This is a genomic window from Fervidobacterium islandicum (genome assembly GCF_000767275.3).
Taxonomy (GTDB): Bacteria; Thermotogota; Thermotogae; order Thermotogales; family Fervidobacteriaceae; genus Fervidobacterium; species Fervidobacterium islandicum.
Genome location: NZ_CP014334.2, coordinates 361,927 through 374,835, shown reverse-complemented (window position 1 = coordinate 374,835; position 12,909 = coordinate 361,927). Strand labels below are relative to the sequence as shown.

The window sequence follows — 12,909 nt, the reverse complement described above, 5'->3', positions numbered from 1 at the left end:
TAAAATCAAAGCATTTGTAACTTGTGAATTTTTTATTTATGTGGTAGAATACAATTAGACTTATTTTCTGCTATCATTATACGGAGGTGGGTGGCCGATGGTAACTATCTATATCAACGACAAGCCTTATCAAGTTCCAGAAAACAAAACAGTCCTCGAAGCGGCAGCTGACTTAGGTTTCAAAATTCCAACGCTTTGTCACCATCCAGAACTCGAACCAATTGGTGCGTGCAGAATCTGTGTTGTTGAGATCGAAGGAGCAAGAACACTCCAACCTGCGTGTACAACAAAAGTCGCAGATGGGATGAAGATAAAGACAAACACAGAAAGAGTAGAAAGCGCCGTAAGGTTCAACCTCTCTTTGATAATGTCCAACCATCCTCACGAATGTATGTACTGTGAAGCAGATGGTCGCTGTGAATTGCAAAAGCTTGTTCACATGTACGATGTGCAACCAATATTTGGTGTAAATGTTGCTCTAGATAAAGAAATCGATATGAGCAGTCCATCTGTTCACAGGGACCTTTCGAAATGTATTAAATGTCAAAGATGCGTTAGAGTCTGTAGTGAGATACAGGGCATGAATATCTACTCGATGATTGAACGTGGATATGAATCTCTTCCTGAAACCGAATTCGGTATCCCGCTTTATGAGACGGATTGTATCAGCTGCGGTCAGTGTGCTAATCTGTGTCCAGTAGGTGCAATTTACGAAGCACCAGATTGGAAGAAAGTTTGGAAAATGCTTAACAGTAAAGAACCTGGTAAAGTATACGTTGCACAAACAGCTCCATCCGTTAGAGTTGCAATAGGTGAGGAATTTGGAATGGAGCCTGGGACAATAAGCACAGGAAAGATGGTGGCGGCAATAAGAAGGCTTGGATTTGATTACGTCTTCGATACGAACTTTGCAGCAGACCTTACCATAATGGAGGAAGGCTACGAACTCATTCATAGACTCCAAAACGGTGGAAAATTCCCCATGTTTACAAGCTGCTGTCCAGGTTGGGTAAATGAAATGGAAAAAGAATGGCCAGAACTTAGAGAACACCTCTCAACGGCGAAATCTCCACAGCAGATGATGAGCTCCGTTGTCAAGACGTACTTCGCACAGAAAATTGGAGTTAAGCCAGAAGATATCGTAATGGTCTCTATCATGCCGTGTACAGCTAAGAAGGACGAAATCACCAGACCTCAGCAACTTGTAGACGGAATCAAAGTAACAGATTACGTAATCACAACAAGAGAACTTGGAAAACTCATCAAACTCAAAGGCATTCCATTTGTCAACTTGCCCGAAGAACAGTACGACAACCCACTTGGTACATCAACTGGTGCGGGTGCGCTGTTTGGTGTTACCGGTGGTGTTATGGAAGCAGCCCTCAGAACCGCTTACGAAGTTCTGACCGGAGAAAAATTGCCAAAACTTGTCTTCGACAGCGTACGTGGTCTTGACGGTGTGAGAGAGGCTGAAATTGATATCAAAGGTAAGAAAATAAAGGTTGCTGTTGCCCACGGTATGGCGAACGTGAAGAGACTGCTTAGAGAAATGAAGGAAGGTAAGAGGTACTACGACTTCGTTGAAATAATGGCCTGTCTCGGTGGTTGTATCGGTGGCGGCGGTCAGCCCAAGAGCCTTGATCCAGACATCCTCAAGAAGCGCGCACAGGCAATCTACACGATCGACGAGCTAAGCGTGTTGAGAAGGTCTCACGAAAACCCGGATATCATAAAGCTGTACGAAGAGTTCCTCGAAAAACCAAACAGCCACATCGCACACCACTTGCTCCATACGCATTACACAGATAGGTCAAAGGCTGTTAGAAAAGCACAAAAACAAAAGGAAACTGAAAAGGTAAACTAAGAAAGTCAATTTGCAAAAGCCGGTGTGCTCCAAAGCACATCGGCTTTTTATTTAAATGCACCGAAAAAGTGAAAAAACACACAAATTTAGCATACATTTCCTAATATTGTACAAAATTCAACTAACATTATAAAATTCTCACTTGCATTCGTATAAACTTCCGTGGTATAATAAATATGACATGTGAATATTTTCGCTAAGTATTTTGGTAAGCTTTCTGAGGTGAAGGAGCAAAGCGCTCTGACACCAAGGAAAGAGGGATAGGAAGTAAAGGTTGTACGTACTGTCTTAAATGAATTAGCGCATTTCTTACGCATCGCATCATTTTCTTGGTGGCTGATTATCCCTCTTTCCTTGGTTCAAAGGAAAGAGGGATTTTTGTTTATCTCACCGTTGTCAAATCACTTGGAGGTGAACAATTGTGGAGGAAAGGTACTATACCGTTGACATCATTGTACACGACAGAGAAAATGCCTACTCAAAAGTAAACGAACTTTTGCACCAGTACGCAGATATTATCAAGCTCAGGGTCGGATACCCTGTTCCGGATGAAAATATCGCAATCGTCTTTCTCATAGTGAAGACAAACAACGATACGATGGGAGCATTCACAGGGAAGTTGGGGAATATAAAAGGCGTGAAGGTCAAAAGTGTAGCTGTTAACTAGAAAAATCTAAGGTTGTTACAGATATGTCGGAGGTGGGAAGTATGTACGTTTTTACAAAAGAAATCGATACTGAAAAGACATTTATTCCTGAGGAAGAGATTTGGGAACTACTCGAGAAGACAAAGAATCCTGACAGGAAGAAAGTTTTGGAAATACTCGACAAGTCGCTGAACAAGAACAGACTTGAACCAGAAGAGGTCGCAACTTTACTCAACGTTGAAGATCCAGAACTGCTTGAAGAAATTTTCCACGCTGCACGCACGCTTAAAGAGCGTATCTACGGCAACAGAATTGTGCTCTTCGCTCCACTGTACATCGGCAATGATTGTATAAACGACTGCGTTTACTGCGGATTTAGAACTTCGAACAGAGAGGTCTACAGAAAGACGCTAACATTTGAAGAACTAAGAAACGAAGTTAAGGCTTTGGTATCAAAGGGACACAAAAGACTTATTGTCGTTTACGGCGAACATCCACGCTACAGCCCTGAATTCATTGCAGAAACTATCCGAATCATATACGAAACGAAAGTTGGAAACGGTGAAATAAGAAGGGTAAATGTCAACGCTGCACCGCAAACTGTAGAAGGCTACAGGATCATCAAAGAGGCTGGAATCGGAACATTCCAGATTTTCCAAGAGACCTATCACCAACCAACATACAAAAAATTACACCCACGAGGTCCGAAATCGAATTACGCTTGGAGACTCTACGGACTTGACCGCGCGATGCTTGCAGGTATCGATGATGTCGGTATCGGTGCACTCTTCGGACTGTTCAACTGGAAATTCGAAGTGATGGGCTTGATATACCATACGATACACCTTGAAGAGCGTTTCGGTGTTGGTCCACACACAATCTCGTTCCCAAGAATTGAACCAGCTGTAGGAAGCGAGATTTCTTACAACCCACCGCACAAAGTTAGCGATGAAGACTTCAAAAAGCTGGTGGCGATAATAAGGCTTGCTGTTCCTTACACGGGTATGATACTCACAGCGCGGGAACCTGCTGATCTGAGAAAAGAAGTACTCAAGATGGGCGTATCACAAATAGATGGAGGTTCGAGCATCGGCATAGGTTCATATTCACAGGATGACCCAGAGAAAGTGAGAAAGAGCCAGTTCATACTCGGCGATAACAGGTCACTTGAGGAGGTAATACAAGACCTGCTCAAGGAAGGATACATACCTTCCTTCTGCACGGCCTGTTACAGGATGGGAAGAACTGGGGAACATTTCATGGAGTTCGCCATCCCAGGCTTTGTCAAGAGGTTCTGTACACCAAACGCACTTTTCACACTAAGAGAATACCTGAACGACTACGCTTCCGAGGAAACCAAAAAGCTCGGTTACGAGCTGATCCAGAAAGAACTCGAAAGGGTCAATAATAGGGACTTGGTTGAAAAATACTTAGAGCGCATCGATAGCGGTGAGAGAGATGTCAGATTTTGAAAGACTCAGCCAAATACTCACTCCTTACGCCCAGCAAATTGGTGCGAAACTCTGGGTATGCGAAAAAATAGGTCGAAGGTTGTCCTGCATCGCAAGAGCAGGTGAAGAAACATACGGGGAAAGTTTTATCGTCTACGAAGACGAAAAGTACGTAGCTTTTTGTGAAAAAAACCTATCAACCGAGGAACGGAGTTTAGTTGCTGAAGCAGTTCTCAGGATAAAGTCATCGAGGTGATTGTTATGATAGACCTAAAGAAGATTCAAAATGTCGACATAGATTACCTAACACACATAATTAGCACTGATAGATACGATGAAGAAATATTCAAGACTGCTGATGAAATCAGAAGAAAGTACGTTGGCGAGGAAGTGCATCTGAGAGGTATAATTGAGTTTTCCAATTACTGCACACAGCATTGTTTGTACTGCGGTTTAAGGGCGGAAAATAAGAACCTTGCAAGGTACAGGATGAGCCCGGAAGAAATTATCGAAAGAGCGAAACTGATAGCACAGCTCGGAATAAAAACTATAGTGCTGCAATCAGGTGAGGATCCGTACTACACAACTGAAATGATGTGCGAAATTATCCAGCAGATAAAAAAGTTGGACGTTGCGATAACCCTGAGTTTGGGCGAAAGAACATTTGAAGAATATAGAATCTGGAAAGAACTTGGTGCAGACAGGTACTTGATGCGCCATGAAACCGCTTCACCGCAGCTGTACGCAAAATTGCATCCTGGGGATTCGCTTGAGAACAGGAAAGCACATCTGTACGAACTGAAAAGGCTCGGTTATGAAACAGGGGCTGGTTTCATGGTTGGATTACCCGGTCAAACACCGTACGATCTTGCCTTAGATCTTGTCTTTCTCAAAGAGCTCGATGCAGACATGATAGGTATAGGACCTTTCATACCAAACCCCGACACGCCATTGAAAGATGCTACCGGTGGCGATTTGCAGACAACCTTGAGAATGATAGCACTTGCAAGGATAGTTGTGCCGACTGCAAATATACCAGCTACAACTGCACTCGGTTCGATTAACCCACTTGGCAGACAGTACGGACTAAAGTACGGAGCGAATGTTATCATGCCAAATCTTACACCCAATCCTTACAGACCAAACTATTCTCTTTATCCGGGTAAGATATGCCTTTTCGAACGAGATACAGCGTGTGTTGAATGCACAAAACATATGATTAAAAGCGTTGGTTTAATAGTAGGCGAGGGTTACGGATACAGAAAGAAAACGGAAAGCCTTGCCGAGCCAGTTAAAAAGTAAAATAAAATGGCGGGAGAATCCCGCCATCGTGAAGTGTGAAAAGTGTGAGAAAAGTAAGCTTAGATTTCGAGTTTCATGTACTTTGCTTGGACACCATCGATAGCGTTGAGTTTTTGACAGAGTTCTTCGTGCTTTGTTTCATCATCGACAAGTTCAAGGATGATAAGACCAACTGGAGAACAATACTGACCTGCGCCTTCATGAAGCCCAAGACGTGTCTTAATGTAGCAACCGTATTCTGTTAACAGTTTCTGAACTTCAACGGCAGCCTGTTCTCGCTTGTCAACAAGAACAGCCATGACAGTTCTTACAGTGATATCTCTTGCCATACTCACACCCCCCGCATTTGTGTGGATGCTGTTAACTAAAAGTATTGAAAATTTCCAAAAACCGTATTATCTTCTTATTAGTGGAACACCCCCCACCATCAATTCTCACAAAAAGGAGGTACTCCACTATGCAAAATTCTGTAGTCTCTTGCCCCAAATGCGGCTCTACCAACATCTACAAAAACGGTCATGATAAGTACGGTAACCAACAATACTTTTGCAAAGACTGTAAGCGCACTTTCAGACTTGTTCATTCAAAAAAACACAAGCTCTTCTCTTTCCCTTATCCTAAATGCCCTGTCTGTGGAAAAACTATGCAAATCCACAAAATCAAAAAAGCCTTCGTTAAGTTCCGTTGCCGTTCTTGCCATACCAGAGACGAAATCCCAACTAACTTACCTCAATTTGTCCCTCTTCCTTTCGACTCTTTCAAGTTCTTCCGTTTCCCTATCTTTATTGTCCTTAAAGCCTTCGTCCTTTATTTCAAAGCTGTGTCCTTGCGTTCCATCAGAGACTCACTTAATATCAAAGTCTCTCATGTCGCTATCTACAAGTGGATCCTTAAGTTGTCTTGTTTCTTTTCCATCCTCGTTCCTGTAGATGCTTTCAAAGTCCATGGTGATGAAACTGTCGTTTTGTTTAAATCCAAAAAGTACTACGTTTGGTTCTTAGTTGAGCACGATTCGAATCTTATTGTTGCTTGGCATGTATCCAAATATCGCGATATGGGTCAAGTGAAGATATTGTTAGAGAAGTTCTTTGGTAACAACGAAAGAGAAATCGAACTAATCACTGATGGACTTGGTGCGTATGGTGCAGTGAAGATACTATACAAGAATATCAACCATATAGTTGTGAGACTTGGGCAGAACAATCAATGTGAATCGAAGTTTTCGTTATTCCAAGACTTTGTACGAGCCAAGCGTGGATTTAAGAATATTGACAATCTTCCAATGTACGTGAACAGCTTTTGTGTAGTGAGAAATCTCTTGAAACTGAACAACAATGATATTGCGCGTGTTATCTGTGTTCTATTGTCTTCCATCACTACAAGTTAACAGCATCTTTGTGTGGTACTATAATTATAACAGAAAGAAGTGGACTTTGTCAAAAAAATCACGATGTATGAAACTGAACAAAAGCAAAAGGACTCATAAAAAATTGGAGAGGGGAAGAAGATTGGAAAATATCTGGAAGTATTTAGCAGGAATATTAGTTATATTTATCACATGGACGATACTTTCATTTGCGATAAACTCACAACTGATACTCCCAGATCCACTAACGGTCTTAAAGACCATAATTGAAGAATTTCAAAAAAATGAAGTTCTGAACGCTCTTTTCTTTACACTCTCGAAGATAGCTGTTGTACTTACCGTTACGGTATTCATTGGTGTCTTAATAGGATTTTTCATAGGTCTGAACGACACTGTGTACGACATTTTGAGACCTGGGATACTCGTCATCCAAGCTATTCCGATAGTTACCTGGCTTGCACTCGTTATGTTCATCTGGGGCATAGGCTGGCTTGGACCAGTGATTGTCAGTATATTATCTCTGCTTCCACACACGGTATTGTCGACGGCGGTTGGTATACGAACAACGGATAAGAGATTGATAGAGATGGCGAAAGTATACAGAGTTCCCAGTTCAAAGGTTGTGAGAGATGTATACCTTGGCTCGATTGTTCCTCAGCTTCTGAGTGCTTTGCAAGTTGTTATCGGCAACGTGTGGAAGGTTGTGGTCGTAGCTGAGTACATGTGTGGTGATAAGGGGATTGGTGTACTTATAGCCTGGGCGAGACAGTCGGTCGCTGTTGAAAAAGTATATGCGTACACAGCGGTTATCATACTCATGGGTCTTGCAGTAGAAAACATCCTGAACCATTTTGTTAAGAAAGTTCTAAAGAATTGGGAGCTGGTTTAATTGGATGCATTTGAAGAAATCTTAAAAGTAACATCAGTAAGCAAGAGCTATGGAAAACTCAAAGTTATTGAAATGATATCCTTTGATTTAAAAAAGGGCGAATCGATAGCACTGCTTGGACCTTCAGGATGTGGAAAAACGACGTTGATTCGCATCATCGCAGGTTTGATCGATGAATACGAAGGAACTGTTGATAACAAAGCTCAAAGGATTGGCTACGTTTTCCAAGAACCAAGGCTGATACCATGGAGAACTGTTGTTGAGAATCTCAAGTTTGTCTCAGAAGACGAGGAAAGGATCTTCACTATCTTAGACATATTGAAATTAAGGGATTTTGCTAACTACAAGCCATCAAAATTAAGCGGTGGGATGAGGCAACGTGTAAACCTTGCGCGAGCTTTGATGATACAACCTGAGTTGCTCTTATTAGACGAACCATTCGCATCGTTGGATATCCATTTAAAGATTTCGATAATCTCGGATATAATCGATAGAAAAAAAGATATGAACTTTGCGATGATTGTAGTAACACACGATGTTAGAGAAGCACTATTGCTTGCAGACAAAATTTACGTGCTGAGTGATAAACCGAGCAAGATTGTTGAGGAGATCGACGTTTCCGGTATACCTAAGAACATATCAAATCCTGAATTTTATAAAGCGGAATCTGAAATTCTTTCAAAAATTTTAGGGAGGTGGAGTGGATGAGAGGTATTAAGCTTTTGAGAAAAGTTGTTGTTTTTGTGTCGGTTTTGATTACAGTGGCGATCTTTGGAGTAACGTTCATCAACCCGTTCGGTCCGACGATATTCCCAGTAGCTGGTTTAATTAGCAAAGAGGTAAAGACAGATATGGCACTCGAAATGAAGTTTTGGAAAACGATGGACGAAGCAACAGCTTACATCGTTGCAAAGAAAGTGAACTTTGCGGCTTTGCCGGTAACGTTCGGTGCAAACCTTTATACAAAAGGTATCGACGTAAGGCTTGTCGGAGTCTACAGCTGGAGGTTGTTCTACGTTGTCGCTGCTCCGGATTTCGAATTCAAAGGTTTCCAGAGTTTCAAAGGCGAGAAGATATACACTGCTCACGGAAGAGGACAAACAGCAGACGTTGTGCTCAGATTCTTGCTGGTGAGAAATGGACTTGAACCAGACAAAGACGTTACATTCGCTTACGCTCAGCCTCAAGAAATTGTTTCTCTCTTTAACAGTGGAAAGATAAAGATTGCAGCTATCCCAGAGCCATTCGTAACGATGACACTTGCAAAGGGAAAGATAATTATGGACTTACAAGATGAATGGAACAAAGCAACTGGTTTTAAATTCGGTATACCAATCACAGGATTGTTTGTAACTGGAAAGTTGATAGATTACCCACAGACGGTGAAACTCTTTGAAAAATCCTTCAAAGAAAGCCTTGCGTGGTCGTACAAAAATGTAGACAAAGCTGTTGAAATCACAAGCAGACAGCTTGGAATACCTGCAAATGTCTTAAAAACCTCGCTTGACAGAAGCCAGTACAATTACATCTCTGCTGCACAGTGCAAAGACGAAGTCCTTGCTTACCTTAAGAAGTTGAACGAACTGTATCCTGACGGTATGCCAAAGGTACCCGATGAGAAATTCTTCTACGTAGTAAAGTAAGCTCACTCAATCGGAGGTGTGGTAATTGCTACCAACAAGTGGCTTTAGGAAGTTCATTTCTATAGTAGGAAGAAGGAATGTCGGTAAGTCTTCTTTCATGAACGCACTAACAGGACAGGACATTTCCATAGTTAGTGATATCCCGGGCACCACCACGGATCCCGTCTACAAAGCGATGGAACTTCATCCTCTTGGACCTGTGACGTTGATAGACACCCCGGGTCTTGATGACGTCGGTGAACTGGGAGAAAAGAGAATTCAAAAAGCGATAAAGGCTTTTTATAAATCCGATGCGGGCATATTGGTGGTAAACGATTACCCAGGCGAGTACGAAGAGAAGATCATTAAACTTTTCAACGAGCTTGAGATTCCATTCATCATTGTTGTCAACAAGGTTGATTTACTAGGAGATAAAGCTTACGATATTGCACGTGAGTACGAATCGCTCTACCACACAAGAGTTTTCTTAGTTAGCTCGCTAAAACGAGAAGGATTAGATGAAATCGGCAAAGCGCTCAACGAACTTATTCCATCAGATGAGGAACTGCCATTTGTACCGAGATTCGTCGACGCTGGTGATACCGTTGTGCTGGTTGTTCCTATTGACATTGCCGCACCAAAAGGAAGACTCATAATGCCGCAAGTTCATGCTATTAGAGAAATTCTCGACAGGAACGCGGTAGCTATCGTTACGAAAGAAACAGAACTCAAGCATGCATTGGAAAAACTCAACGAACCACCGAAGCTTGTTATAACCGACTCCCAAGCGGTAATGAAAGTTGCATTGGACGTTCCACAAGACATACCACTGACAACCTTCTCGATACTCGAAGCGAATTACAGAGGAGACATTAGGTATTTCGTTGAAAGCGTGTACAAAATAGAAGAACTGCAAGATGGTGATACAGTTCTCATCATGGAAGGTTGTACGCACAGGCCGTTAAGTGAAGATATCGGACGCGTAAAAATCCCCAGATGGCTTATAAACCACACAGGTGCGAACGTGAATTTCAAAGTGTGGGCTGGTGTTGATTTACCAGAATACGAGGAAGTAGCCGACGCAAAACTCGTTATCCACTGCGGCGGTTGTGTAAATACGCGTAATCAGATGATGCGAAGGGTTAGAATGTTCAAAAGACTTGGCATCCCGATGACGAATTACGGTATCGTAATCTCGTACATGCACGGAGTACTTGAAAGAGCACTCGCACCACTCGGGATTGAGGTCGAGTCTAAAGCTGTTAATAAGTAACTCTTGTCGAAAAACGACGCTGGACGTTGAAGCTAAAGACACTCTCGTGTCTTCAGACATGAGTAACAGTTAGTATGTCAGACAGTTGTGCTATCATAATCATTGTTCTGACTTGACGCACATGACAACAGATGTTGGAATATACGTACCATGTTAATCTCGCGTAGGGGTGTTGCTAGTGGCTCATCTTCATAGAGGCAGAGGTTACGTTTATTCCATTCAATACCATATCGTCTGGTGCGTTAAGGACAGACTTAAAATCCTTACCGGCGAAATAGAACACAAGCTAGTTGATAGTCACGTACAGATATAGGATATATCCAAACAAGCAACAAAAACTACAACTTTCCAAAACATTCGGCTGCACAAGATTTGTGTGGAACTATTTTCTTGCTTGGAGAGAGGAAAGATATAAAGAACAAAAACTCGCAACCACTGAGGCTGAGTGTAGAAAACACCTAAATAGCGTACTCAAAGAGCAGTATCCTTGGCTTAGGGAAGTTGATAAATTTGCTCTGGAAGATGCATTGATAAGATTGGATAAAGCTTATCAAAGGTTTTTCAAAGGTCAAGCTAACAAGCCACGTTTTAAGAAAAAGAAGTCGCACAGGTTTTCATACACGACGTATTCTACAAACAACAACATCCAGATTGATTTCGGAGTTATGGCAAAAGATAAGACTAAGAACCGCTGTTGGGGGAAAATAAGACTACCAAAACTTGGTTGGATTAAAGCTCGAATACACAGAACGTTCAACGGTAAGATAAAGACTGCAACAGTTACGTTACTTCCCAGTGGACACTACTACGTTTCAATCGCTGTTGAGGTTGATAAAGTTAATAACAAAAACCAAACACCAGAACCAATCAACTATGCAGTTGCACTCGACCTTGGGCTTAAAAGTTTCTACGTGGATAGCAACGGTAATCGTGTCGAAGCACCGAAGGTGCTTGCTAAATATGAGAAAAAACTAAAGAAACTGCAAAAAGATTTATCAAGAAAGAAAGTAAAAAGCAAGAACTTTGAGAAAGCAAGAATCAAACTTGCTAAGTTGCATCAGAAAATATCAAATATCAGAGATGATTTTCTGGAGAAATTATCCTTGCAGGTGATTAACGAAAACCAAGTTATCATCTGCGAGGAGCTGAGGGTTAAGAATCTGGTAAAGAACGGACGGCTCGCAAAGAGTATACATGATGCATCATGGTCGAAATTTTTGCAAATGCTCAAATACAAGGCCATGAGACGAAGCAGGATTTTCATGCAGGTATCGCCCAATTTTCCATCATCACAAAAATGCAGTGATTGTGGATACAAGAACGAAGAAGTGAAAGAGCTGAGTGTGAGAGTTTGGGAGTGTCCAAGCTGTGGTAGTGTACACGACAGAGATTTCAATGCGGCGAGGAATATTCTAGCAGAAGGGCTAAAGTTGCTTGTTGATAAACCCGTAGGGCTGGGACGGTCCGAGCCGGAAGGCGATGCCTGTGGAGGCGAGACCTCTACTATTAGTGGCATACCACTGGTAGCAAGTCTTGTCAGTGAAGCAGGAAGCTCGTGACTTCAGTCATGAGCGATTCACAAACAAACCTGTATGACGTATCTAAGCAACTGAACTGCTCGCTCAAAAGGAAGGCATATAAAGAAATGATTTGATAAGAAATAAGCGACTCAAAAAGATGGTTGGAATGTGATAGATAAGAAGAGCAAAAACACAAAGGGCATCCGAAGGTGATGCCCTTAATTTTTTTGAGCGACAAAAAACAAATGTTCTGCTTCATTTATCAGATGTCTGCCATATTTTATGCTTAATTCCAGACTCGGAAAACTCGCAAGAGCCGTGAGCTCAACAACTTCAAAGCTGTATGCTTCAAATAACTCATCGAGTTCAGAAGGTTTAAACGGATGCGCTTCAAAAGTCCCAAATTCGGAACCTATCGTGAGTCGTTGATGCTTTTCCAGATACTCGTAGTCATCCCAAGAACCATACACGATAACATCTTTAACGTATGAATAATAGTTATCAACTGTTCCAAAAACAAATGCCCCTTTCTTGGCTGCCTTTTGGATGTTTTTCATGGTCCTATGAATATCCTGCACGTAACTTAGCACATCCCCGAGGAGAAACACAACATCAAACTGACCATCGAGTGGATAGTAGCTTCCTATATCTTCAGCAAAGCAATTCAGAAATTCAATCCTTCCATCAACTTCATTGGATAGTACACTTTTCAATCTAACCTTTGCTTTTTCAATCATATTCTTAGAAGGTTCCACACATACCACACTTGCACCTTTTCTATTAGCCCAGGCACTCCAAAAACCTGTTCCGCATCCCACATCAAGAACATGCTTATCTGACAATGTGGGCAAGTACTTGTTTATTTCAAACACGATTTGCTTTTTAGCAATATTCCAATAAGTGCCTTCGTACATCGCATCGTACATGTTAGCTATGTAATCGTAGTATTCACTTGAATTTTTAAATTTTCTCATAC

The 12,909-nt window shown here is 41.8% G+C and carries 14 protein-coding genes; 12 read left to right on the top strand and 2 right to left on the bottom strand.

What is annotated here, in order from left to right; translation table 11 throughout:
* Positions 1-97 precede the first annotated feature (97 nt).
* From NA23_RS01755 to hydE, 5 genes are all read left to right on the top strand, one after another.
* Positions 98-1,864 (top strand): NADH-dependent [FeFe] hydrogenase, group A6, encoded by a 1,767-nt coding sequence (locus NA23_RS01755; protein WP_033191338.1) that lies wholly within the window; start codon positions 98-100, stop codon positions 1,862-1,864.
* Between the two features lie 421 nt (positions 1,865-2,285).
* Entirely contained in the window at positions 2,286-2,531 is a 246-nt protein-coding gene (locus NA23_RS01750) for a TM1266 family iron-only hydrogenase system putative regulator (RefSeq protein WP_033191339.1), read from the top strand.
* 41 nt (positions 2,532-2,572) lie between these two features.
* Complete coding sequence (hydG, locus tag NA23_RS01745) at positions 2,573-3,982, top strand: [FeFe] hydrogenase H-cluster radical SAM maturase HydG (protein ID WP_033191340.1); 1,410 nt, start codon at positions 2,573-2,575, stop codon at positions 3,980-3,982.
* Positions 3,969-4,217, top strand: coding sequence for a hypothetical protein (locus NA23_RS01740; protein ID WP_033191341.1), 249 nt, complete (start codon positions 3,969-3,971; stop codon positions 4,215-4,217). Before hydG ends, NA23_RS01740 begins: the two co-directional genes overlap by 14 nt.
* A 5-nt stretch (positions 4,218-4,222) precedes the next feature.
* Complete coding sequence (gene hydE / locus NA23_RS01735) at positions 4,223-5,263, top strand: [FeFe] hydrogenase H-cluster radical SAM maturase HydE (RefSeq protein WP_033191342.1); 1,041 nt, start codon at positions 4,223-4,225, stop codon at positions 5,261-5,263.
* A gap of 59 nt (positions 5,264-5,322) precedes the next feature.
* On the opposite strand, the gene NA23_RS01730 is transcribed toward hydE, so the two are convergent.
* A complete protein-coding gene (locus NA23_RS01730; RefSeq protein ID WP_033191343.1) occupies positions 5,323-5,592 on the bottom strand; it encodes a CPF_0552 family protein in 270 nt (89 codons plus the stop codon).
* A 128-nt stretch (positions 5,593-5,720) separates the two neighbouring features.
* Between NA23_RS01730 and NA23_RS01725 the strand changes: the two genes are divergently transcribed.
* From NA23_RS01725 to tnpB, 7 genes are all read left to right on the top strand, one after another.
* Positions 5,721-6,650, top strand: coding sequence for a DDE-type integrase/transposase/recombinase (locus NA23_RS01725; RefSeq protein WP_033190929.1), 930 nt, complete (start codon positions 5,721-5,723; stop codon positions 6,648-6,650).
* Positions 6,651-6,771: 121 nt separating this feature from the next.
* Positions 6,772-7,518 (top strand): ABC transporter permease, encoded by a 747-nt coding sequence (locus NA23_RS01720; RefSeq protein WP_052107260.1) that lies wholly within the window; start codon positions 6,772-6,774, stop codon positions 7,516-7,518.
* Positions 7,519-8,226 carry an ABC transporter ATP-binding protein gene (locus NA23_RS01715; RefSeq protein WP_033191344.1) on the top strand — a complete coding sequence of 236 codons (708 nt, stop codon included), beginning with the start codon at positions 7,519-7,521 and terminating at the stop codon, positions 8,224-8,226.
* Entirely contained in the window at positions 8,223-9,161 is a 939-nt protein-coding gene (locus NA23_RS01710) for an ABC transporter substrate-binding protein (protein ID WP_052107098.1), read from the top strand. The genes NA23_RS01715 and NA23_RS01710 overlap by 4 nt, the downstream gene beginning before the upstream one ends.
* 25 nt (positions 9,162-9,186) lie before the next feature.
* Positions 9,187-10,413, top strand: a complete 1,227-nt coding sequence (gene hydF, locus NA23_RS01705) for a [FeFe] hydrogenase H-cluster maturation GTPase HydF (protein ID WP_033191345.1) — start codon at positions 9,187-9,189, stop codon at positions 10,411-10,413.
* Positions 10,414-10,582: 169 nt separating this feature from the next.
* Complete coding sequence (locus NA23_RS10680; RefSeq protein ID WP_084384008.1) at positions 10,583-10,726, top strand: transposase; 144 nt, start codon at positions 10,583-10,585, stop codon at positions 10,724-10,726.
* Positions 10,704-11,972, top strand: coding sequence for an IS200/IS605 family element RNA-guided endonuclease TnpB (gene tnpB / locus NA23_RS01700; RefSeq protein WP_203225728.1), 1,269 nt, complete (start codon positions 10,704-10,706; stop codon positions 11,970-11,972). The genes NA23_RS10680 and tnpB overlap by 23 nt, the downstream gene beginning before the upstream one ends.
* Positions 11,973-12,151: 179 nt before the next feature.
* Here tnpB and NA23_RS01695 read toward each other — a convergent pair whose 3' ends face one another.
* The gene (locus NA23_RS01695; RefSeq protein ID WP_033191346.1) at positions 12,152-12,907 is read right to left on the bottom strand and encodes a class I SAM-dependent methyltransferase; all 756 of its coding nucleotides are present in this window, start codon (positions 12,905-12,907) and stop codon (positions 12,152-12,154) included.
* Between the last annotated feature and the right edge of the window lie 2 nt (positions 12,908-12,909).